22 protein-coding genes and 1 tRNA gene are annotated in these 21,062 nt (G+C 44.0%); 12 read left to right on the top strand and 11 right to left on the bottom strand.

Features of this window, described 5'->3' with window-relative positions; all coding sequences use genetic code 11:
- Nucleotides 1–14: 14 nt before the first annotated feature.
- Complete coding sequence (locus tag V7K48_RS04660) at nucleotides 15–1,940, bottom strand: transglycosylase domain-containing protein (RefSeq protein ID WP_334971340.1); 1,926 nt, start codon at nucleotides 1,938–1,940, stop codon at nucleotides 15–17.
- Nucleotides 1,941–2,113: 173 nt separating this feature from the next.
- On the opposite strand from V7K48_RS04660, the gene tyrS reads away from it, so the two are divergent.
- From tyrS to V7K48_RS04645, 3 genes are read left to right on the top strand one after another with little or no spacing between them, the layout of a single operon-like run.
- On the top strand, nucleotides 2,114–3,304 hold the full coding sequence (gene tyrS / locus V7K48_RS04655) for a tyrosine--tRNA ligase (RefSeq protein ID WP_335070033.1): 1,191 nt from the start codon (nucleotides 2,114–2,116) through the stop codon (nucleotides 3,302–3,304).
- Between the two features lie 21 nt (nucleotides 3,305–3,325).
- Nucleotides 3,326–4,045, top strand: coding sequence for an orotidine-5'-phosphate decarboxylase (pyrF, locus tag V7K48_RS04650; protein WP_335070031.1), 720 nt, complete (start codon nucleotides 3,326–3,328; stop codon nucleotides 4,043–4,045).
- Nucleotides 4,042–4,794 (top strand): hypothetical protein, encoded by a 753-nt coding sequence (locus V7K48_RS04645; protein ID WP_335070028.1) that lies wholly within the window; start codon nucleotides 4,042–4,044, stop codon nucleotides 4,792–4,794. Before pyrF ends, V7K48_RS04645 begins: the two co-directional genes overlap by 4 nt.
- On the opposite strand, the gene V7K48_RS04640 is transcribed toward V7K48_RS04645, so the two are convergent.
- Nucleotides 4,795–5,796, bottom strand: a complete 1,002-nt coding sequence (locus V7K48_RS04640) for a phosphotransferase enzyme family protein (protein WP_335070026.1) — start codon at nucleotides 5,794–5,796, stop codon at nucleotides 4,795–4,797.
- A gap of 254 nt (nucleotides 5,797–6,050) precedes the next feature.
- Here V7K48_RS04640 and remA point away from each other — a divergent pair, with 254 nt between their 5' ends.
- Both remA and gmk read left to right on the top strand, forming a co-directional pair.
- Nucleotides 6,051–6,317 carry an extracellular matrix/biofilm regulator RemA gene (gene remA / locus V7K48_RS04635; RefSeq protein ID WP_334971332.1) on the top strand — a complete coding sequence of 89 codons (267 nt, stop codon included), beginning with the start codon at nucleotides 6,051–6,053 and terminating at the stop codon, nucleotides 6,315–6,317.
- A gap of 170 nt (nucleotides 6,318–6,487) precedes the next feature.
- Nucleotides 6,488–7,084, top strand: a complete 597-nt coding sequence (gene gmk, locus V7K48_RS04630; RefSeq protein WP_335070024.1) for a guanylate kinase — start codon at nucleotides 6,488–6,490, stop codon at nucleotides 7,082–7,084.
- Nucleotides 7,085–7,143: 59 nt separating this feature from the next.
- On the opposite strand, the gene V7K48_RS04625 is transcribed toward gmk, so the two are convergent.
- The 3 genes from V7K48_RS04625 to V7K48_RS04615 all read right to left on the bottom strand — a co-directional run bounded on the left by V7K48_RS04625 (nucleotide 7,144) and on the right by V7K48_RS04615 (nucleotide 9,028).
- The gene (locus tag V7K48_RS04625; protein ID WP_335070022.1) at nucleotides 7,144–7,665 is read right to left on the bottom strand and encodes a photosystem I reaction center protein subunit XI; all 522 of its coding nucleotides are present in this window, start codon (nucleotides 7,663–7,665) and stop codon (nucleotides 7,144–7,146) included.
- Between the two features lie 679 nt (nucleotides 7,666–8,344).
- Nucleotides 8,345–8,494: a photosystem I reaction center subunit IX gene (psaJ, locus tag V7K48_RS04620; protein ID WP_281485063.1), complete on the bottom strand. Its 150-nt coding sequence runs from the start codon at nucleotides 8,492–8,494 to the stop codon at nucleotides 8,345–8,347.
- A 39-nt stretch (nucleotides 8,495–8,533) separates the two neighbouring features.
- Nucleotides 8,534–9,028 carry a Photosystem I reaction center subunit III gene (locus V7K48_RS04615; RefSeq protein WP_335070020.1) on the bottom strand — a complete coding sequence of 165 codons (495 nt, stop codon included), beginning with the start codon at nucleotides 9,026–9,028 and terminating at the stop codon, nucleotides 8,534–8,536.
- 273 nt (nucleotides 9,029–9,301) lie between these two features.
- Here V7K48_RS04615 and tsaD point away from each other — a divergent pair, with 273 nt between their 5' ends.
- The gene (gene tsaD / locus V7K48_RS04610; RefSeq protein ID WP_335070017.1) at nucleotides 9,302–10,351 is read left to right on the top strand and encodes a tRNA (adenosine(37)-N6)-threonylcarbamoyltransferase complex transferase subunit TsaD; all 1,050 of its coding nucleotides are present in this window, start codon (nucleotides 9,302–9,304) and stop codon (nucleotides 10,349–10,351) included.
- Nucleotides 10,352–10,420: 69 nt separating this feature from the next.
- On the opposite strand, the gene V7K48_RS04605 is transcribed toward tsaD, so the two are convergent.
- Nucleotides 10,421–11,332: an alpha/beta fold hydrolase gene (locus V7K48_RS04605; RefSeq protein ID WP_335070015.1), complete on the bottom strand. Its 912-nt coding sequence runs from the start codon at nucleotides 11,330–11,332 to the stop codon at nucleotides 10,421–10,423.
- 123 nt (nucleotides 11,333–11,455) lie between these two features.
- Entirely contained in the window at nucleotides 11,456–12,175 is a 720-nt protein-coding gene (locus V7K48_RS04600; RefSeq protein WP_012410214.1) for a hypothetical protein, read from the bottom strand.
- A gap of 432 nt (nucleotides 12,176–12,607) precedes the next feature.
- Between V7K48_RS04600 and V7K48_RS04595 the strand changes: the two genes are divergently transcribed.
- From V7K48_RS04595 to V7K48_RS04570, 6 genes are all read left to right on the top strand, one after another.
- Nucleotides 12,608–13,159 carry a GNAT family N-acetyltransferase gene (locus V7K48_RS04595; protein WP_335070013.1) on the top strand — a complete coding sequence of 184 codons (552 nt, stop codon included), beginning with the start codon at nucleotides 12,608–12,610 and terminating at the stop codon, nucleotides 13,157–13,159.
- A 299-nt stretch (nucleotides 13,160–13,458) separates the two neighbouring features.
- Nucleotides 13,459–13,532 (top strand) — tRNA-Pro (locus V7K48_RS04590).
- A 604-nt stretch (nucleotides 13,533–14,136) separates the two neighbouring features.
- Nucleotides 14,137–14,952, top strand: a complete 816-nt coding sequence (locus V7K48_RS04585; RefSeq protein WP_335070011.1) for a Tic22 family protein — start codon at nucleotides 14,137–14,139, stop codon at nucleotides 14,950–14,952.
- 25 nt (nucleotides 14,953–14,977) lie between these two features.
- Nucleotides 14,978–15,868 carry a peptide chain release factor N(5)-glutamine methyltransferase gene (prmC, locus tag V7K48_RS04580; RefSeq protein WP_335070259.1) on the top strand — a complete coding sequence of 297 codons (891 nt, stop codon included), beginning with the start codon at nucleotides 14,978–14,980 and terminating at the stop codon, nucleotides 15,866–15,868.
- A 56-nt stretch (nucleotides 15,869–15,924) separates the two neighbouring features.
- Nucleotides 15,925–16,533, top strand: coding sequence for an L-threonylcarbamoyladenylate synthase (locus V7K48_RS04575; protein WP_335070009.1), 609 nt, complete (start codon nucleotides 15,925–15,927; stop codon nucleotides 16,531–16,533).
- Between the two features lie 98 nt (nucleotides 16,534–16,631).
- On the top strand, nucleotides 16,632–17,552 hold the full coding sequence (locus V7K48_RS04570; protein ID WP_335070007.1) for a sensor histidine kinase: 921 nt from the start codon (nucleotides 16,632–16,634) through the stop codon (nucleotides 17,550–17,552).
- On the opposite strand, the gene V7K48_RS04565 is transcribed toward V7K48_RS04570, so the two are convergent.
- The 4 genes from V7K48_RS04565 to secD all read right to left on the bottom strand — a co-directional run bounded on the left by V7K48_RS04565 (nucleotide 17,515) and on the right by secD (nucleotide 20,986).
- A complete protein-coding gene (locus V7K48_RS04565; protein WP_335070005.1) occupies nucleotides 17,515–18,009 on the bottom strand; it encodes a GNAT family N-acetyltransferase in 495 nt (164 codons plus the stop codon). The two genes, V7K48_RS04570 and V7K48_RS04565, sit on opposite strands and share 38 nt — an antisense overlap.
- A gap of 97 nt (nucleotides 18,010–18,106) precedes the next feature.
- Complete coding sequence (locus V7K48_RS04560; protein ID WP_335070002.1) at nucleotides 18,107–18,520, bottom strand: hypothetical protein; 414 nt, start codon at nucleotides 18,518–18,520, stop codon at nucleotides 18,107–18,109.
- A 73-nt stretch (nucleotides 18,521–18,593) separates the two neighbouring features.
- On the bottom strand, nucleotides 18,594–19,571 hold the full coding sequence (gene secF / locus V7K48_RS04555; RefSeq protein ID WP_335070000.1) for a protein translocase subunit SecF: 978 nt from the start codon (nucleotides 19,569–19,571) through the stop codon (nucleotides 18,594–18,596).
- Complete coding sequence (secD, locus tag V7K48_RS04550) at nucleotides 19,568–20,986, bottom strand: protein translocase subunit SecD (protein ID WP_335070257.1); 1,419 nt, start codon at nucleotides 20,984–20,986, stop codon at nucleotides 19,568–19,570. The genes secF and secD overlap by 4 nt, the downstream gene beginning before the upstream one ends.
- Nucleotides 20,987–21,062 lie beyond the last annotated feature (76 nt).

The following is a 21,062-nucleotide window of genomic DNA, read 5'->3' as shown; positions in this document are numbered from 1 at the left end:
TATCACTCCTAACTTTAATTTGACTTGGGGCGAGAAAACTGCGAAGGTGGCTTGAAGTTTTCTACTGGTACGTTCTTAAGTGCCTTCTCCATAAAATCTTTCCAAATGGGAGCAACCATAACACCACCTGTCGCATGGTCAGCTAATTGTTTGTTGTCATCTCTCCCTACCCAGACAGCAGTTGTTAACTGCGGCACAGTCCCCACAAACCAAATATCCTTTTCTGATGATGTTGTTCCCGTCTTCCCTGCGGCTGGGCGACCGATAGCAGCACCTTTACCTGTACCTTCAGTAATTACCGATCGCATCACATCTATAATTGCTGCTGAGGCCCAAGGATCGAGAACTAGCTGCGGTTTAGGGGTATTGTCTAACAGCACGTTACCACTACTATCGGTAACACGGGCAATTACAGTTGGTGAAGATTGCCAGCCATAATTAGCAAAGGTAGCATAGGCACTAGCCATTTCCAGAGGGGTGACACCAATTGCGCCAAGTGGCAAGGAACTCACAGGTTCCATTGGACTCATAATCCCCAAGGTACGGCAAGTTTCGATCACTCTATTCATCCCTACAGCCTTACCAACCTTAATCACGGGAATGTTGCGCGATTGGGCTATAGCTGTGCGGATTGGCATCGCTCCCCTAAAAGTGCCATCATAATTTCTGGGAAAGTACCAACCGTTACCATCTCGATAGCTGACTGGAGAATCCACCACCGTTGAGTCTGGCCCATACTTCCCAGTAGAGAAAGCAGTATAATATACAAACGGTTTAAAAGAAGAACCTGGCTGGCGTTGAGCTTGAGTTGCACGATTGAATTCACTGGTTTTAGGATCTATACCACCCACCAGTGCTTTGATAAAATGTGTGCGCGGATCAATTGCCACCAGGGCCATTTGATTCTTAGATAATCCCTGCCCCAGAAGTGTTTTATGCCACTTCGTGACAGTTTCTTCTGCCATCATTTGGAAATCGGCATCAACTGTAGTTTGCACCCGCATCCCGCCTTTGAGTAGTGCTTCACGCCCAAACTTCTTAGCCAACTCCTGCGCTACGGTATTGGTTACATAAGGTAGGGCACTACCTTGAAAGGATTTGATTTTACCAAGTTTGATTTCTTGCTTGAGGGCATTGTCATACTCTGACTGGTTGATCCAGTTTAATTCCAGCATCCGTCCCAGCACTTCTTTTTGTTTCTGTTTTGCCAGCTTCATGCTCACAAACGGGCTGAATTCTTCTGGTGCTTGGATCAAACCCGCCATCATTGCTGACTCACCCAAGCTTAAATATTCTGCTGACTTATTAAAGTAACTGCGGGCCGCCGTTTGTACACCATAATTGTTATGACCCCAATAAACTTGATTGAGGTACATTTCTAAAATTTGGTCTTTATTGAGAATTTGCTCTAACCGAATTGCCAGCACTCCCTCAGCTAACTTCCGGGTAAAGGCACGCTTGTGAGACAAAAATAGGTTTTTTACCAATTGCATGGTGACAGTAGAGCCACCCTCTCGGACTCCACCTGCTGCCCAGTTAACTACAACAGCACGCCCAACGCCGACGGGGTTAATACCATGGTGATCGTAAAAGTGGCTATCTTCACTTGCCAATACCGCCCGTTTCAGATTCGGGGAAATCCGATCTAAGGGAACTACTTCTCGGTTGGCTTCTCCGTGGACACTGGCTAAGAGTTTACCCTTAACGTCATAGATGTAAGTCGTTTCTGAGGGAAAGAAGTTACGTAGCTGTCTCACATCTGGCAAATTACGGAAACTAATCGCTAAACCAACCAGTCCTCCGGCTACAATGGAACTTGCCAGCATGGTGATTGAGAGGAGAGTACCGCCAGTTACCTGACCGACTCCTTTCAAAAACTCAAAACCTGATGAAGCCCGACGCTGTGGCTGTTTATCTTCAAAAGTCCTAGACGACGACACGGCGATTTCACTTCCTCACTTGTAAATTTAACTGTAATTGATTGGGCGAAGCAAGGCGGTTAATTTTTTGCAATTATAGTAGTTTGGCAGATGAGAAAGCGGATAAATTGCAAGTGTTTATAACCAACTTAACTTCTAATGTGCAAAACATAGCTAACAGTGGATTTTATAGTATGACGCAAGATTTTGCTTGGCTGCGTCGTGGTGTAGTAGAAGTTTTCCCACAACCAGTTGATGTTAACAGCGAAAGTCTAGAAAAGCGCTTGGTAACTACAAACCAACCTCTGAGGATAAAATTGGGGATTGATCCGACGGGTACTGATATTCATCTCGGTCATAGCATACCAGTACGGAAACTGCGAGCGTTTCAAGATGCAGGTCATATAGCAGTTCTGATTATTGGCGATTTTACAGCACGCATTGGCGATCCAACTGGTAAATCTGAAGTGCGTCGTCAGCTTACAGAAGCAGAGGTAGCGCAAAATGCTCAAACTTATCTTGACCAAGTACGTCCTATCTTGGATTTTGACACACCAGGAAGGTTAGAGGTGCGTTATAACTCCGAATGGCTCTCTGGACTAAACTTAGAGAAAATTTTGGAGTTACTCTCGACAATGACGGTGGGGCAGATGTTGGCTAAGGAGGGATTTGCCGATCGCTATAAAAAAGAGAATCCGATTTTTATCCATGAGTTCCTGTACCCGTTAATGCAAGGTTTTGATTCGGTTGCAGTTGAGGCAGATGTGGAATTGGGAGGGACTGATCAGAAATTTAACATTGCTGTAGGCAGAGATTTGCAGCGCCATTTTGGTCAAAAACCCCAGTTTGGGATGCTGCTGCCAATTTTGATTGGCACGGATGGGGTGCAAAAAATGTCCAAGTCTTTAGGTAATTATATCGGGTTGTCGGAACATCCGGGACAAAAGTATCAGAAGTTACAAGGAGTTCCAGATCATCTGCTGGAGCAGTATTTTGAACTGTTGACGGATTTACCTTTAGACGAACTCCCAGAAAATCCCCGCGATCGCCAAACACTCTTAGCATCGGAAATTGTCAAACAGTACCACGGCGAAACAGCAGCCCAAGATGCAAAAGAAGCAGCGCAAAGCGGCGGCAAGGAAGGTGCAGTTCCAGAATTTTCTCTAGTTGAGGTGCAGCAGTTTCCTACTAAGTTAGCGTATATTCTCAATGTCACTGGCTTGTGCAAAAGTACGGGGGAAGGAAAGCGGAAAATTCAAGAGGGTGGAGTGCGCTTAGATGGTGATCGCATTACTGATGTCGATACAACTTTTGCTGATCCTGCTGAGTTACAAGGTAAGGTTTTACAAGTTGGGAAAAATAAGTTTGTGCGTTTAGTGGCTTAAATGGGAAATAGGGAACTGCAAATGAACGCAGAACAACGAGTTATTGTGCCTTTGGATGTGCCCGATGTGGAAAGTGCGATCGCTCTTGTAGATCAACTCCCACAAGTGGTTTGGTGGAAAGTAGGCTTAGAATTATTTACCAGTACTGGACCAAAAATTCTGGAAGTATTAAAGTCCCGGCAAAAGCGTATTTTCCTGGATTTAAAGTTTCACGACATCCCTAATACAGTTGCTGGTGCTTGTCGTAGTGCAGCTAGTTACGGAGTTGATTTATTGACAATTCATGCTGCATCTGGTAAAGATGCTCTGAAAGCTACAACAGATGCGGCACAGGAAGGGGCTGCCCAAGCAGGTGTAAAACCGCCTAAGTTAATTGCGATTACTTTGTTAACGAGTATTTCTACTAGACAGCTGGCGTTTGATTTAAAGATTCCCCTAGAATTACCAGAATACGCCCTAGAAATGGCACTGCTGGCTCAAGAGGCGGGATTAGATGGGGCAGTTTGTTCGCCCCAAGAAGTGGGACAGTTGCGGCAAACTTGTGGAGATGACTTTTTGCTTGTTTGTCCGGGGGTTAGACCAACTTGGGCAGAGAAAGATGATCAAAAGCGATCGCTCACCCCAGGACAAGCAATCATTGCTGGTGCTGATTATCTAGTGATTGGGCGTCCCATCACTACTGCTACTGAGCCTGAGTTAGCCTGGAAGAGGATTTCTGAGGAGTTAACCACAGTGGCATGAAGCTAAGAGTCAGTGACAAGTTGGGGGATAGAGTGCAGGGTGTGGGAAAGAATAATCTTGCCTCTCGGCTCAAGAAGAAAAATTATAGTTGGCTTTTAGCTTGTGGCTTCTGGGTTTTAGGATCAAATAGCCTCGCTTACCCAGCGTTCTCGACAAACCTCACCCCTAAACCCTCTGCGCTAGCAGAAAGGGAAAATGTCAACAGTGGGGCAAGGTCTTTGTGTTCTGAGCAAAATTTAGAAACATTTACTATACAGCTACTGGAAGATTTACCTAGTTATACCAATCGCGTTAGTCAACGTGCCCGCCGCCTCAGTAGAAGCAGTGATGTTTACAGTTATATGCTAGTGGCAGGAAGACCTGAGTTTACTCCTCTGCCCCTTAACCTTGAAGAATATAGTGCAGACGCGCTTAAAAACTCTGCATCGGGAGTTGAGCAAGTTTTCTTTACTACCTTGGAGCGGCAGTACATAGGAAAGAAAGCGGTAGAATTGCAGGAATTCCACTGGCTGTTGTTGACTAAAACGAAAACTGGTTGGCGTCTAGTGATGATGTTTTCTCAAATTGGTTCCCATTCAGCACAGCAGCCCCTATCTCCGCCACGCGATAGTAGTAACGGCACTGTTGCCCAAGCGGTTAATACTTGGTTACGCGATTGTCAAGCTGGAAGTGTACGACGGATGCGTACTGTGAATATGAAAGACAAAATTGAACTTCGTCGAACTGACGTTAATATCAAAGCAGAATAGCTATGACTCGAACAAAAATGCTTTGCCTTGAAGATATTTGCTACATAATCTCTCAGTAACGTAGGGTACAGTTTCTAACAAGTAATCGTGTTCATTTGGCTGCGACGCCAAAAAAGCAAAATTATTTACGGTTGCTCCGAGAAAGAACGCCTCCAAGATCCTCTGATACTCATCAGGCAGTTGACGCACGCTTTGATAACCACTGAGGAACGATCTACGGTTTTCGGGAAACAGATGCAACAGGGTATGGGCAATGTCACAAAGGTAGTAGCCGAAACCACAACAGGAAAAATCGATGGACCGCGCCTCATCTGTATAAAAGATGTAATTATTTTCATTCAGGTCTGCGTGAATCAGCCCCCAATTAGTGGGTGTTTTTTCTAGTGCTGTGATCACATTACTAATTCGCTGAACCACATTCTCAAGCACAGCGAAATCAGTAACAGATATCGTACCAGTATCTACTAGCGATCGCAGCCCCATGAGTGAGGTGTGTAGTTGCTCCCAGTCGTATTTTGGTCGCGTGAAGCCTGAAGGCAATTCCCAAAGGCTGGTGTGCTGGTGCAACTGAGCCATAAGTTCCCCAACTTGCCCAGCCTGCGTCGGTGTAGGTTCACTGTCGAGGGATGAACCATTGACCCAGTTTAGTAGCGTACAGTTGAGTGTTGCACTGGTATCATCAATTGCTACAGATGTAATGAAAGTGCCACTGAGGTTCTGCAAGGGGTATGGCACAACCAAATTAGTATCTTGATGCAAAGCAGTCAGCCACATGAGTTCCGACTCAATGACGGCCTGTTGTTGCCAGATGCGATCACGGAATTGAGTGATCGGATGATGAATACGGAGTACTTTAAAAGTAGCAGAATTTTTACCATCCCTAGTGTCAACGCGAAAAGTCACATTTTCGCTATGACCCAAGAATATCAATTCATCTGTACCGACATTGTACTGAGCCAGCGCAGTTGGAGCTAGGCGATTCCAATCGATTTTACCCTGCATCAATTTCTGAGTTAGATACTTATTTAAAATAAAATAAATTTACATCACCCAACTAGCTTATATCAGTGGAATTACGTCTATGCCTTTAGGAATATTTTCAGGAAATTTAGCTGATAAACAGCTAAAAAAAAGCAGACATTATTTAAAAACGAATGCTGGCTTGAATTTGAGCGTTGTGACTCCCGTTTTTTGACGATAACATGGGAATAAGTTTATTTCCAGCTTCTCAAACCGCGTTTAGCGTCAGTTTTTTTATGGACATTCAGTTAATCAACATCGGCTTTGGTAACATCGTGTCTGCCAACCGAGTAGTTGCCATTGTCAGTCCAGAGTCTGCCCCGATTAAGCGGATTATTACCGATGCACGGGACAGAGGTCAACTGATTGATGCAACTTACGGTCGTCGGACTAGAGCTGTAATTATCACTGATTCCAGCCACATAATTCTGTCAGCGATTCAGCCGGAAACGGTAGCGAATCGCTTTGTGATTTCCCGCGATCATCAAACAGTAGATAATTGACTAGCATTGGATTAACAATCCCACTTAATATTTGCACTATAACGGCAGTACCATGTGAATTAGACAAGTTTTATGTCACTCTTGCTACAAATTCTTTAGTAACTATTGGACTTGTCCAGGAACACAAGACTAATGAATAATATCTATTGATTGATTCACAGGTTGAAAGGATGATACCAGTTTTACCCATCCAGAGTACTACTACTGAAGAATGCTTACATTTAGGCAAGTTAATTGTTTTAACTGGCCCTAGTGGGGTCGGTAAAGGCACTTTAATGCGATCGCTCCTACAACGTCATCCGGAACTATATTATTCCGTATCCGTGACGACTCGTTCTCCTCGTCCAGGGGAAATCGATGGCAAAGATTATTACTTTATCAGCCGCAGTAAGTTTGAACAATTAGTTGCTGAAGGTGAATTTTTGGAATGGGCAGAATTTACTGGTAACTATTACGGCACTCCCCGTGAAGCTGTACTTTACCAAATTCATTTTGGTAAGTTGGTAGTGCTGGAAATTGAGCTAGAAGGGGCAAGACAAATTCGTGCTTCCTTCCCCAGTGCCCTCAGCATTTTTATTTTACCGCCTTCTTTTGATGAATTGGAGAAACGGATACGCTCTCGCGCTCAAGACTCCCAAGAAGCGATCGCCCGTCGTTTGTTCCGCGCTCAAGAAGAAATTCAAGCCGCAGATGAATTTGATATTCAAATCGTTAATGACGATTTTGAAACTGCTTTAAATGATATTGAAGCTGTTTTGTTTAAATAAGTTAGGAGTTAAGAGTTAGAAGTTATGAATTTAAACTCCTAACTCCTAACTCCTAGTAATTAACCAAATAGACCTTGAATTAGTGCCAGATTACTAGTCAAAAAGTAAGCGACTACTGCACCACCAATACCACCGATTAAGAAAGAACTAGCGAAGTTGTTCCAGCTTTCTTTAGAGTTAAAAGCATCTACCGGAGGGTTGGGTACGGTAACGCTAGGAAGTGCTTTGGGTGGATTGCTATTAGCATACAGAGATAGGGAAGCGGTAAGAAGAATAACTAAACCGATGCCTCCTAGTAACCCAGCTAAGTTAGCATTACCTGTATCCCGCAGTGGACCCAATTTGGCAAACGGACCAAATAGCCAGTAACCATGAGCCATGCCAACTTCCAAACCGCGTCTGGCAGGAGAAAGCCCTGGGCGATAGGCAGGTAAGTTATTAATGAACCACTTGACCAAAGGAGAAGCATTTACTGGGGTTTCTAGATTGCCCTTCTGCGGATCGCGGAATGCCGGAAAAACAACTTCACGATTTCTAGGATCGCTGGGAAGATTTTTTGATGCATCTACTGCTTGTGCCATGTTTTATGTTCGCCTCTAAATTAAAAGGGTGGCATTTTTATATTAATAATAATTGTAGCTAAAGATGTCTTTTGGCTAAGAAGTTTAGAAAAATTAATTTAGCTAGTTTAAAAACAGTGAAACTCGCGATCTGTAAACAGAATCACGAGTTTCAAAAAACTATTTTTGCTGCCTATTTTGGTAATAATTCTGCCTAACTAAGCTGAATACATCAACTACACAATATTAGGAAAAAAACAAGACATTCATTCAACTGTCCTAAATCCCATTTGACCAGCAATTTTAGATTTTGGATTTTGCGGAAAGTCTGAGCGCCGGAAATCGGCGCTCAGACTTTCCAAGACGGATTTTGGATTAAAAGAATTTTTTGGTTCATGCCCCGTCCCTTGTGAAGCCACTGCGGTCTTCTCCCAAAGGGAGAAGCTAGCGCCAAGGGGTCTTCCCAAGTAGAGCAAGTGGCGTGGCAGAACCAATCTAAAAGACGCTACGCACAGTTGCTCTTAGCATACCCCTTCTCCTTCTCCTGATGGAGAGGCTGCGCCAACGGAGACGCTAACGTGAACAGGGAAGCAAGCTACACGTAGCGTCTCTAAGAGTTGCCATGCCATTGGTGCAGCCTCTCTAAGAGTTGGCTTTACGCTAGGCTATCGTAAATTTAAAATCCAAAATCGTTTAACACTTATGGGAGTGGGTGGAAAAGTAGATCGGGAAAAAAGCGGTTGAATTCAATCAAGATACCTGCTGTGATCGTCAGCCATATCGTAGCTGCCACGGGCGCTGTGGAAATAAATTTAACCAAATAGGATGATTGGTCGCCTTTGTCTGCCATGAATTTAGTCTCCAAAACAAATGAATTAGTTAAGCTGATTTAGCGTGGGGAAATGGGGATTTCTGTATCCTTGGCTGCTAATTTGTCAGAGAGAAGTTCTTGAACTGCTGCTACTGGCCAAGTAAAGCCTGACGCCATTATGGGTAGTGCCAAACCAAGATCGATTTGAATTTCTTTTAGTTCAGTGTCAGATTGCTTTTTGATCGCTTGCAGGTAGGCACGACCTACCCAACCAATCCAACCAGCAATATATAGAAACAGAATGCTGGGGATCAAAAAGTCACCAGCATGATTTAGACTACCATCAACAATCAAGTGGGGGTAACCCTCAGGACCACACAGTTCTTGGGAATAACGCTCAAATCGCTTTATCCCGGAATTGGGGTCAGCAGTGGTATTACGGGCATTAGCTGCTAGCTGTTGAAAAGCGGGATTGTCCCTGCACGGTGTCAAATTAGCCCCTAAAGCTTTTGCTGGGGAGGCAAAGTTGAACCAAAGACAAATCGCTAAAATCAAAGCAAACAATCGTCGCATAGAGTTGTTTCCTTTTATTACAAAACAAAAAGTTCTTTGTACAAAACGAAGCGGCTTGTACAGTTGTTTATTTGCATAACTAGGAAGTCATCATACTCTTGGGTGGGAACCGAGTAAAGTTTAAGTAAATAAAAGTTAAAGCTTCTCAAAGAAGTTTCGTATCGAGTCCTAAGTAGTGAGTAACGAGTCCTGAGTATAAGAATTATTGTTGTAGGGTAGTAAAGAAGCAAGATTTTGTCTCTATTACTCAAGACTAAGTACTCAGCACTCTCAATGGCAACCGTTTTAGCAATAGAAACCAGTTGTGATGAAACAGCCGTCGCAATTGTTAACAATCGTAAAGTTTGCAGTAGTATCGTAGCCTCGCAAATTCCAGTCCATCAGCAGTATGGCGGGGTAGTGCCAGAAGTAGCGTCTCGCCAGCACTTAGAAACAATCAATGAAGCGATCGCTCAAGCCCTAGAGCAAGCCCAACTAGACTGGGAGAAAATTGACGCAATTGCTGCCACTTGTGCCCCAGGACTGGTAGGAGCGCTGTTGGTGGGGTTAACTGCTGCCAAAACCCTAGCGATGGTACACAACAAACCATTTTTGGGAGTTCATCACCTTGAAGGTCACATTTACGCCACTTATTTGAGCGAACCAACTTTAAATCCCCCTTTCTTGAGTTTATTAATTTCTGGCGGACATACAAGCTTGATTTATGTCAAAGATTGTGGTATATACGAAACACTGGGACAAACCCGTGATGATGCCGCAGGTGAAGCCTTTGATAAAGTGGCGCGATTGTTAAAGCTGGGTTATCCCGGTGGTCCAATGATTGATAAACTGGCACAAGAGGGCAATCCTCAAGCCTTTCCCCTACCAGAAGGAAAAGTTTCTCTACCGGGTGGGGGGTTTCATCGTTATGATTCCAGTTTTAGTGGGTTAAAAACGGCTGTATTACGTTTAGTGCAGCAGTTAGAAAAAGATGGTGGACAAGTACCAGTGGCAGATGTAGCAGCTAGCTTTCAAGAAACCGTAGCGCGATCGCTGACCAAAAGAGCGATCACCTGTGCCCTAGACTATGGTCTAGACACAATTGCCATTGGTGGCGGTGTAGCAGCTAATAGCGGGTTAAGAAAAAACCTCCAAGCCGCCGCCGTTGAACATAACCTACGCGTCCTATTCCCCCCTCTAAAATTCTGTACTGATAACGCTGCCATGATCGGCTGTGCCGCCGCTGACCATCTATCCTCTGGTCATACATCTCCCCTGACACTGGGCGTTGAGTCTAGGTTAGCACTTACCCAGGTAATGAAGTTGTACTACCCACAGTCATGAGGGGCAGGGGAGCAGGGGGAGCAGGGGGAGCAGGGGGAGCACAGGAGGAAATATACCAATGCCCAATAACTATTGACTTTTGACTATTGACCGGATGTGATCAGCCACTGCATCCGGCTGTTCCAACATAGCCAGGTGTCCGCAATCAGGAATTTCCAAAACATTGTCACCACAATATTGGAACAGTCTGTGAAAGCTAGCTAAATGGCGTACATACTTGGGTTCCATAACCTTATCTTCGGCACCAGCCAAAAAATAAACTGGCTGCTTCAATTGGGATACTAGCTCAGGTAAACGATTGATTTCTTCTTCGGTTGTGGAGTCTAACAGAGTTCCCAGAGCTGCTTCTGGATCAGCTACAACGAAATCAATCAGCCGCTGACGTGCCCAAAAGCGCTCCAAAGGACGTGCCACACTGGCTCTAGTAAACAGCAAATCAATCAAAGGCACTTGGGACAGCCAACGCGGACGGACTTGCAAGAATTTATGACCCGCCGAGCGAAACTGCTCAAAGGCTTCTTTCAGGTAAATACCACCGCCAGCGTTGATACAGATAACTCCCTTAACACACTCAGGTATTTGATCTGCTCCCCAAAGAGCGATCGTCCCACCCAAGGAGTGACCAATTAGCCAAGCACTGGTAATATTTAGCTGTTTCAGAAGAACTGCTAAATCATGAGCATAGGCAGCAGGAGTATAAAGAGAATCGATTGGTGAGCCAACCGCACTACTGGAGATGGACGTAAGACTCAGAGACGTTTGTGCCCGACTAAAATCGGTTTTTACCTGGGACTGGGATTCACCAAAACCCCGCAAATCATAGGACAGGCACTGCAAATCATCTGATAGGCGGGAAATCACAGGTTGCCAATATCCACGGCTATTGAGCCAACCGTGGATAAATACTAAAGCATGGGGGCAGGAAGTGGGAGCCGTTAGCTCGTATGCGTGTGGAACGCCCAAGATTTCGATAGTTGCCATACTTATATCGTACCTCTAAGGGCGGGTGCGACTAAATACGGAATAGTAAGAAAGTGAGGAGTGAGGAGTGAGGAGTTAGGAATTGTTAATTTTTAACTCATAACTCATAACTCCTCACTTTTTTCATTTCCCCAGCAACCTCTGTCGCACCCCTTCGGCAATTTTGTGACCGAGATATTCTGGAATCAGGCTTTCATTCGGCCCCAACAAGTAGAGAATTAGCCGTGTACGTCCACGCCAAACCAATAAATTGGCATTGACTACTAGCAAATCTTCCTGCCAGATGGCATACATCACCTTGTAGAATAATCCTGGTTGATTATCGGCTTCAATCACTAAGGCAGGGAGATGAAAGACCGGATCGACATAGAACTCAGTTTGTACCTGCTCTAGGCCAGTGTCAAGATTGAATTCCACTGCCAGCATCTCTTCTACCTCAAACCGACCTCCTAAAGCTTCACGAATGGCGCGACAGACATTTTCTGCGGTTTTCTCGGTCAAGGCTTTACTACCACGAGACACCAACAGTTTGATAAAAACTAACATTGGCGGACGGATCTGACCGTATAGACTCAGACCGTGGATAGTCAACCCATAAGCTGCTAGTACACCAAAAATATCGCTGAGGAGAAAAGATTGGTTGCGGTAAGCAAAATGCAAGGCACTTTTGCTACCTTCCGGTTTCAGCTCAATAACAGCGCGTCTAGTTTTATAAAGACGGTAGGCTAGCCGTAAATTTTGCAGTTGAATCTCACTGCTGACGAATTGCTCATAAAACTGGGGAAACGCTCGGTTAAAGCGCTTTAGGAGTTCCAGTGTTGAAGATTTTAAACCAGAAGCCATTGTTAAGGGTAAGACTCGCTTGCTTTCGTCACCTGGGGGCTGGGTGTTGGGGGCTGGGTGTTGGGGACTGGGGAAGAATTTTCCCAAGTAATCCCTTGTATACAATTCACTCCTAAGCTAACTTGCATTTAAGCTCTATACGAGCAATTGCCAGGATTAGGTTTTTCCATTTTGAATTTTGAATGAGTAAATTTTGAATTGTTTATATCCTTACCCTTTTGGTGAATTTCTCCTAGCCTTTACAACAAAATGCTAAAGTTGAAAATGATTGGTGTGAAACACGCTCTAACTGGCTGTTACCATTGCAAATCCCGAAAACAAACGAAAAAATTTGAGTGTAAGGGGTAGTAAATGGGGGTAGCTATGTTAAACGTGAATCAACACTCCTGAGAGTGGAAACCATTTCAGTTATACTACCCGAACCACGTTGGCATGGGTTTTTGGAAAACTTGGTTTAGTACTCCTGAATCTGTAGCGACAACTAGGACAAACCCCTTTGAAGAGCATACAGTTGATGCTGCGGGCAACTCCAACCCCAGCAGCATTAGCGAAGCTTCTTCAAAGGAAGCTCGCATCGTCTTCAGCACGGAGCGAGATATTGACCTGTATGAGCTAGAAGAACTCTGTGATGCAGTTGGTTGGTCGCGTCGTCCTCTAAGAAAAGTGAAAAAAGCTATTGAGCATAGTTTTCTTGTCGCCTCAATGTGGCAGGTGAGAGGAAACCAAAAGCGGCTCATTGGTTTTGCCCGCGCTACCTCAGATCACGCGTTTAATGCCACTATTTGGGATGTGGTGGTTCACCCAGACTTTCAAAGTCAAGGACTGGGCAAGGCACTGATGAAATACGTTCTCAAAAAACTTAGGAGTGAAGAAATTAGTAATGTCACTCTCTTCGCCGACCCTCATGTTGTAGATTTCTACCGAACTATGGGGTTTATGGCTGATCCGGAAGGCATCAAAGGTATGTTCTGGTATCCTCACTAACGCTCAATCAAAATAAAACCCGATTCGCACAATAAAATCAGGTATAGTAGTAAAAATCTATTATTTTGATTTGGTTTGGCAAGGTTTAGCCGATGGACGAGCAAGTATATCTCTTGTAATAAGTCGGCAGAAAAACCTTTATCAGTGTAAGCATGTAATCTAGCTCGTCTTTACAGAAAATAAAAGATATTAGGCATGAGCTATATTATCTGATATAATAAACTTAATAACTTTTGTGAAAGCGCGATCGCTTTGATTGGTAAGTTAAAACCAAACCGCAAAAAGTAGATAAGTTTAACCGGGATGTAGCGCAGCTTGGTAGCGCGCCTGCTTTGGGAGCAGGATGCCGCAGGTTCAAATCCTGTCATCCCGATTCAAGTAATATACTTAACTGCTAAGGCAGATTAACTAGAGTTTTATTGCTAAGATCTGCAATTAAATTGTACATTTTTACGGATAAGAATAAATTGCCTGTTCTACTGTTGGGTTGGCTGTTGAAGCCTAACAGGGGAATTTCGCCCTTAAGCAGTAAGATATTCCTGATACTGAGCTTTGTATAGATTTGAGAAGATATTAAACTAATCGCAGATGGAACGATTGATTAAGTAACAGCGTCACCCGATATTAGAAAAAGCCGATAAAATGGCATTTATCATCTCCAAGGTTCCAGAGATAGAGAGATTTTTCACTGCTTGAGAAGACATATAATAGGCATCTACGGCATTTGGCGGTGAATAGCGAAGCAAAACCGATAAAAACACAACGTTAGCACAGTCAATTTGTGAAAACGATACTATAGCAATCCTAAATAGTTGCGGAATATTGGATTTTGACCGTTGACGGTTAACACTCAACCTCAACGTGCACAAAGAATTTTTTACAACTGAAATAGATTGCTATATAACTAAAGCTAGTTGGTGCTGTGCAAATCCAACCATTTGTTTAATTTAATTGGATTATTGATGCGAGGAGCAGTCATGAAATCATTTATTCGCTTGGGCGCAACATTGGGTATAGCTGGCAGTGTATTTTTAGCGGGACTCTCAGGAATAGGCAATCTACCAGGAATAGCTAATCTAGAAGCGCTGGCGTTGCCACAAGATCAGGTAGTCAAAAAGCTTCAAGAAGTACCTGTATTCACGCTCACCAATCCCAAAGGCGAATTCGTAGTTCTTTCGAGGAACAACGCATCCAAGCCTGTCTCTCAAGTGGGATTTTTTATTAGCAAGCAAGATGCTCAAAAATTCCTTGACAATCGGCTCAAAAAAGAAAACCCCCAGTTGGCAGGCACTCTACAGGTGAGACCTTTGTCCTTGGCAGACTACTATAAAATAGTCCAAGAAAGCAAAAAGAAATCAGACTCTGTAATTTATACTTTAGTACCGACGCAACAGCAAGTAGCCTCAGCAACAAGTATGCTGAGTCAAAATGGTAAAAAAGCGGAGCAATTCAATGGTATTCCTTTATTTGTACCCAAATTTAAGAAAGATAATAGCTATCTGACTATTCCTGTTCCCAAAAGCAATGAGCGGTACATCCCTTTCTTTTTTGAGAAAGAACAAGCAGTGGCTCTGTTAGACCAATTCAAAAAAGCCGTGCCAAAGGAAGCAGACAACACTGAAATTCAGGTGGTGGATTTGTACGGTGTTATGGAGGCTCTCAATAGCAGCAATGATCCTGGTATAAATAAAATTGTTCTGTATCCATCAAGAGAGTCCATCAATTTTATTCGATCGCTTGCGCCGAATCAATCACCAGCTGCCAGACCTGCTGCTGCGCCCGCGAAAAAATAACGGATATGCACTCCCAGGTTGAGGCATAGGGGAGAAACATCTGATAGTTTCTGGTTTACAACTTTGGCAGTGGCGGAACGCTGCTCTGAAAGCAGCAATCGCCACTGATGTCCCACCAATGGAGGTAGATTGGCTGCTCCAAGAGGTAGCTGGGTTAGACCGCTTGGCACTGCGTTTGGAGTCTTTCAAAAACTGGCCGCAAATTCAGATGCAATTACCGCTAGAAGAGTTAGACCAGTTATGGCAGAGGCGATTAAATGACCGCTTACCAGTGCAGTATATTGCGGGAGTTACACCTTGGCGTCAGTTTAATATTGCGGTGTCGAGTGCGGTTTTGATTCCCAGACCAGAGACAGAGTGCTTAATTGATTTAGCTTTAGCAGCTGCTAGCAATACTTCAGGACACTGGGCAGATTTGGGAACTGGGAGTGGAGCGATCGCTTTGGGACTAGCAGATGTCTTGCCAAAAGCTACAATTCATGCAGTTGATTACAGTTTAGAAGCTCTGGCGATCGCCCAAGCCAACGCCGATAATTTGAGTCTTGCTGACCGGATTAAATTTTATCAAGGTTTCTGGTGGGAGCCACTAGCATTCTTAAAAGGTCAGTTCAGTGGTATGGTGTCGAACCCCCCTTACATACCCACCAGCACCTTACCTACTTTGCAACCAGAAGTAGTTAACCATGAACCACATCTAGCTCTGGATGGTGGCGCTGATGGCTTAGATAGCATTCGCCATTTGATAGAAATCTCCCCTAGTTATTTGCGATCGGGTGGCGTATGGTTAATTGAGATGATGGCAGGACAGGCGGATGCAGTGCGAGAACTTTTGCAAAATCAAGGTAGCTATTGTAAAATTCAAATTCACCCGGACTTAGCTGGAATTGAACGCTTTGCCCTGGCCTATAAAAGTTAGGAGTGATGAGTTATGAGTTATGAAATTTTTCACTTCTAACTCCTAACTTCGTAAAAATGACCCAAGTTTCTCTAACAAATTTAATAGCTGGTGCACGTGCTGGCCTTTTGGTGAGTTTTCCTACTGATACAGTTCCTGCACTTGCAGCGATACCAGAAAAAGCAGGATTAATTTTTGCAGCGAAGCAACGCAGTCAAGACAAACCTTTGATTTTGATGGCAGCTAGTGCTGAAGATTTGTGGCTGTATGTTAAAGGTAGTGAGAACGAGTATAAAGTTTGGCAAGAGCTAGCAGATAAATATTGGCCAGGAGGGCTGACGTTAGTTTTGCCAGCGAGCGATCGCCTGCCCAAAGTTATCAACCCTATTGATCCGACAACAATTGGCGTCCGAGTCCCAAAGAGTGCGATCGCCCAAACTATATTGGCACAAACAGGCCCTCTTGCTACTACTAGTGCCAATTTTTCTGGTCAGCCGCCTTTGCAAACGATGACAGAAATTGAGGCTCAGTTTCCTAAGGTTCTGACTCTAGCAACGACAGAATACGAGGGTGAAATACCAGGGGTGGGTATACCTTCCACTGTTGCAAAATGGACAGGAATAAATTGGCAAATTTTGCGGCAAGGTGCGATAAAGTTAGAGATTTCGACTGATAACCAGATATAGCTAGCTATAATATTGTTTTCCTGATTTGAACAACAGAGAAATTTGGAACTTTAGTTTGTGCTGTTGTAGTCAATTAACAAGTTAATAATTGCCAGATTATGAATTGGAGCAACTGGATATATCTAGGAGTAGGAATAGCACTAGGTATGGTTTTCCGTCAGTTATTTGTGCGCTCGTCAAAGGTTTCATCTAGCTCCTCCCCAGTAGCACCATTAGATCAACAGGATATGCCACCAATATCGCAACAACTACAGCAAACGCAGCTGGCATACCAAATGGCAAGGGAAATGAGCCAGTTTAAAGCTGGTTTTTTGGCACGGACTAGCCATGAATTGCGATCGCCTCTGAATGGTCTGATTGGCTTACATCAGTTAATTTTGTCGGATTTGTGTGAAGATCCAGCTGAAGAGCGAGAATTTATTGCCCAAGCTCAAGAGCGAACGCTGAAACTGCTTAAGCTGATGGATGAAATTCTCAGCGTTGCTAGAACTGAACACGGTACCAATAAATTAAATATTCAGCCCAGACCGTTAGCCGAAATTTTAGAAGAGGTTCATAACTTAACTTATATGCTGGCGGCAAATCGCAATTTTCCCTTGCAATTGTCACCTGCCGACCCAGAAATTTATGTTTTGGCAGATTACCTCTGGCTCCGCCAAATATTGATAAGTTTAATAGACACTGCCATTACTCAAATGGAGGAAGGCAGTATCTGTATTTCCACTAGCACCCTAGCTACAAATAATTTTGTAAACATTTGGCTGGATATACCAACCCATGCCATACCCTGGAGCGAGCCGATTGATTTGATCAAATCTGAAGATCATCTGACCCAGATTGAGCAAAAGAAGGCTGCTCTTTCTCCAGGAATGAGGCTATTAATCAATCAGACTTTAGTGGAAGTTATGGGGGGAAAGCTGGAAATCCTGACCTCGACCATTGCAAAGGAACTACCTCAGCAGCTTACCAGACTACAAATCTCTATCCCCCTAGTGATTCCTGAAGCTGATCTTCTGTAGCAGGAACGAAAGCAAGGTTAGCTAAGTTGTGTAACACCATCGTAGTGGTGGTGTTGGGTTGAAAACCAATCTTTTCGTAGAAACCCTGCTGGTGAGTAGTCATCAGGTAAACGCGCTCAACCCACCTCATGCGGGGATGACTCAAAACTGTTTCCACTAATTTGCTTCCCAGCCCAGTACTTTGATATTCTGGATGAATCACAACATCCCAAATCGTGGCGCGATAGATGCCATCAGATGTTGCCCTAGCAAAGCCAATGAGTCGATCGCGAAGGCAGACGGAAATTACTGGCTCACTATTGGCAATGGCTATACCTAAATCTTCAATACTGCGGCCTTTTGCCCAGAAAGCTGAAACGTTTAACAGTTCTTGGAGTTGGTAAAGGTCAATTTCAGACTTGCCATCGCCTCCGGCGCAGCAAAGCTGTTCGCTAAATTGAATCTGAGACTCGTTCATGTATGACATCCACTTTTGGCAATATCTTTGTATGGTTAATTGATATTTTGCTAGAAATTGCTGTACGTGTATATGTATATGCAACGAGAAAGAAAAATTAATGACAAACCCATTTCCACAGAGGATGAGTTGCTCCCTGTTGACGTATCCGATAAACTTGTTTTTCTAAACGTTGTTTTTCCTGCTGTGGTAGTCCAAGTAGAATATTCCGACTTTGCCAAACTAAAACAGCAGCGGTCATCCCCAGACAAAAGGCTAAACCGAAAGTAGACAGTGGATGGTAGAAGAGTCCATATCGCACCGCTACCCAGGTAAAATATTGTTGCCACAGAGAAATTTCTGCACGTAAACCCCACAGGGAAACAGGTGCAATTGTGAGCCACAAACAGCCCACAAATAGCCACCTGCCATATACTGTCAGCTGATGTAGCCTTTGTACTTGTTGAGCAAACGATGGGTCAGATTTCTCAAAGTCTGGGACAGTAGTTAATGGTTCTTCCGGTTTATCCATAGGGGAATAAAATTGCCAAGCTATAGATGAGCAATTCAGAATGCTTTAACCCAATTGTGAAATACACACAAGTTTAACTATCCTGGGAACTGGCAGATGTATCAATTGGTTCAGCGGTGTTTCCCACCTGGGATTGACTCTTGCGCTCTCGCCACCAAGCTAAAAGAGAACCGGCAATGAAAATACTTGAATAAGCGCCCATCGTGAAGCCAATAATCAAAGCTAAAGAAAAGTTTCTCAGAGTCTCGCCGCCAAATAGGAATAGGGAAAATAACGTTAGCAAAACTGTAAACGTGGTATTAATTGATCGCGTTAAAGTTTGATTGATTGCATCATCGACAACTTTGTCAATGTGATCGTTAGGATGTAGTTTCAGTATTTCCCGAATGCGATCGTAGATGACCACGGTATCTGTTACCGAGAAACCAGTAATAGTCAAAATAGCAACGACGAAAAGGCTATCAACTTCAATACCTGCTACTAATCCCAAGATGGAGAAAACACCCAGTGTAATCAAAACATCATGGAACAAGGCAATAATTGCGATTACGGCATAGTCCAGCTGGAACCGCACACTCAAATAAATAACGATCGCAGCGAAGGAGACAACCAGAGCTAATAACCCTTGAGAAAATAGTTGACGACCAAGTGTCGGGCCAACGGTGTCAATTTGGGTGGCTTTCGGGTCAAAGGCTCCAAGTTTTTCACTCAAAGCTGTTTGCAACTGAGTGCGTTGCTCAACATCTAATGTCTTTGTGCGAATGGATATTCCCTGTTGGTTTTTACCAACAACTTGGATGCTACTATTATTTAGCTTCTGAGCGTCAACTACTTCCCTCACGTCAGAGGTTTCAATCGGTTGAGTGCAGGTGTTTGGTTGTGTACAATCGCGTTCAAATTGTAGTCGCGTACCACCAACAAAATCTAAACTGGGGCGTAGCGGTGCGCCTAATTGTTGCCAAGAAATCACCATCGCCACGATGCCAATGCTCATTAAGGTGGCAGAAATTGCCCACCAAAGTCCCCGCTGTTTGACGACACTAATTTTCATGACTGCACCTCCGCCCCAGACTTAATTGATGTTGAGAGATTGGGACAAAACAACTCTGGCTTACGCAAGTTGGGAAATTGCAATGATAGGAATAGCAGTGTGCGACTACAAGTAATGGCAGTAAACAAATTCACTCCTAACCCTAGCGCCAATGTTAAAGCAAAGCCTTTAACTAAACCTGCTCCTAAGAAAAACAATGCTGCACAAGAAATTAATGATGTGACATGACTGTCTAAAATGCTAGACCAAGCTCGGTAAAATCCTGCCTCTACAGAACGATATAAAGTTTTACCAGCGCGTAGTTCTTCACGGGTGCGCTCAAAAATCAATACATTAGCATCAACTGCCATGCCGATACTGAGGATAAACCCGGCAATACCGGGGAGAGTTAATGTAACGCCTAGCAAAGCGAAGGTGGCATAGGTCAATAGCGCATAGATAATCAAAGCAAAGTCAGCAATTAACCCTGGTAGTCGGTAGTAAACTAACATGAAAATCAATACTAACAGCAATCCGCCACTACCAGCGTAAATACTGCGTTGAATACTATCTTTACCTAAAGTTGCCCCAACAGTGCGGTTTTCGACGATTTGCACTGGTACGGGTAAAGCACCCCCCCGTAGCTGCACACCTAAGTTGTTAGCTTCTTGTGGGGTAAACCTACCTGTAATTACAGCACTACCACCACTAATACCACTAGCAGCAAATTCTGGCCCGACTGTCGGAGCGCTGATCAGTTCATTGTCTAGAAAAATGCCAATGCTGCGTCCTGTACCGGCAAGTTTTTTCGTCAGTTCGGCAAACAGTTCACCACCCTTTTGGTCGAAGCGAATGGCAACATTCCAATTGTTGCCTTGAGTGGGTTCACCTGCTGCATCTTTGAGGAATTTCCCTGTGAGTGGGGGGTTTGTGCTTTCAAACAATTCAGCGATCGCTTGATTATTTTTCTGCAATTCTTGCTGATTTTTGACAATTGCTGCCTGATCGTTACTCTTTCTCAAATCTTGTTGCTTTGCTTTCAATTCAGCTCGTGATGTTTGAAAAGCAAACACTTGGGTTTCTGTATTAGGCTTTTGCGTGCGAAATTCTAACTGCGCTGTACCCCCTAGAACCCGTTCAGCTTGCTGTGGATCGCTCACTCCCGGTAACTGCACTAGGATTTGGTTGTTTCCTACAGTTTGCACCACTGGTTCAGAAACGCCAAGACCGTTAATGCGACCTTCAACTACTTTTTTTACGGCTTCCAATTCGCGTTCGGTGATTTGCTTAATCTCCGGTGTTGTTTTCACTTGAATTGTGAGCTGTGAGCCTCCGCGCAAGTCCAGTCCTAACGGAATCGAAATTGTGGTAATCACCGCAATGGCGGCAATTACCAGGACTAAAATCAAGATTAATAGCGATCGCTGTCTTTGCATACCATAACTCGCAACTGACAAAGGCTATAATAGCGCTCTTTTATGGAGTTATGAGTTATGAATTATGAGTTAGGAG

It is taken from the genome of Nostoc sp. (genome assembly GCF_036919615.1).
In the GTDB taxonomy this organism is placed as follows: domain Bacteria; phylum Cyanobacteriota; class Cyanobacteriia; order Cyanobacteriales; family Nostocaceae; genus Nostoc.
The sequence above is the reverse complement of the archived record's forward strand: the minus strand, read 5'-3'. Positions and strand labels throughout refer to the sequence as shown.

Bases quoted from the DNA above. Each gene is read 5' to 3' on its own strand.
- tyrS (WP_335070033.1), top strand. From the start codon at position 2,114: ATGACGCAAGATTTTGCTTGGCTGCGTCGTGGTGTAGTAGAAGTTTTC.
- pyrF (WP_335070031.1), top strand. From the start codon at position 3,326: ATGAACGCAGAACAACGAGTTATTGTGCCTTTGGATGTGCCCGATGTG.
- V7K48_RS04645 (WP_335070028.1), top strand. From the start codon at position 4,042: ATGAAGCTAAGAGTCAGTGACAAGTTGGGGGATAGAGTGCAGGGTGTG.
- V7K48_RS04640 (WP_335070026.1), bottom strand. From the start codon at position 5,796: ATGCAGGGTAAAATCGATTGGAATCGCCTAGCTCCAACTGCGCTGGCT.
- remA (WP_334971332.1), top strand. From the start codon at position 6,051: ATGGACATTCAGTTAATCAACATCGGCTTTGGTAACATCGTGTCTGCC.
- gmk (WP_335070024.1), top strand. From the start codon at position 6,488: ATGATACCAGTTTTACCCATCCAGAGTACTACTACTGAAGAATGCTTA.
- V7K48_RS04625 (WP_335070022.1), bottom strand. From the start codon at position 7,665: ATGGCACAAGCAGTAGATGCATCAAAAAATCTTCCCAGCGATCCTAGA.
- psaJ (WP_281485063.1), bottom strand. From the start codon at position 8,494: ATGGCAGACAAAGGCGACCAATCATCCTATTTGGTTAAATTTATTTCC.
- V7K48_RS04615 (WP_335070020.1), bottom strand. From the start codon at position 9,028: ATGCGACGATTGTTTGCTTTGATTTTAGCGATTTGTCTTTGGTTCAAC.
- tsaD (WP_335070017.1), top strand. From the start codon at position 9,302: ATGGCAACCGTTTTAGCAATAGAAACCAGTTGTGATGAAACAGCCGTC.
- V7K48_RS04605 (WP_335070015.1), bottom strand. From the start codon at position 11,332: ATGGCAACTATCGAAATCTTGGGCGTTCCACACGCATACGAGCTAACG.
- V7K48_RS04600 (WP_012410214.1), bottom strand. From the start codon at position 12,175: ATGGCTTCTGGTTTAAAATCTTCAACACTGGAACTCCTAAAGCGCTTT.
- V7K48_RS04595 (WP_335070013.1), top strand. From the start codon at position 12,608: ATGGGTTTTTGGAAAACTTGGTTTAGTACTCCTGAATCTGTAGCGACA.
- V7K48_RS04585 (WP_335070011.1), top strand. From the start codon at position 14,137: ATGAAATCATTTATTCGCTTGGGCGCAACATTGGGTATAGCTGGCAGT.
- V7K48_RS04575 (WP_335070009.1), top strand. From the start codon at position 15,925: ATGACCCAAGTTTCTCTAACAAATTTAATAGCTGGTGCACGTGCTGGC.
- V7K48_RS04570 (WP_335070007.1), top strand. From the start codon at position 16,632: ATGAATTGGAGCAACTGGATATATCTAGGAGTAGGAATAGCACTAGGT.
- V7K48_RS04565 (WP_335070005.1), bottom strand. From the start codon at position 18,009: ATGAACGAGTCTCAGATTCAATTTAGCGAACAGCTTTGCTGCGCCGGA.
- V7K48_RS04560 (WP_335070002.1), bottom strand. From the start codon at position 18,520: ATGGATAAACCGGAAGAACCATTAACTACTGTCCCAGACTTTGAGAAA.
- secF (WP_335070000.1), bottom strand. From the start codon at position 19,571: ATGAAAATTAGTGTCGTCAAACAGCGGGGACTTTGGTGGGCAATTTCT.
- secD (WP_335070257.1), bottom strand. From the start codon at position 20,986: ATGCAAAGACAGCGATCGCTATTAATCTTGATTTTAGTCCTGGTAATT.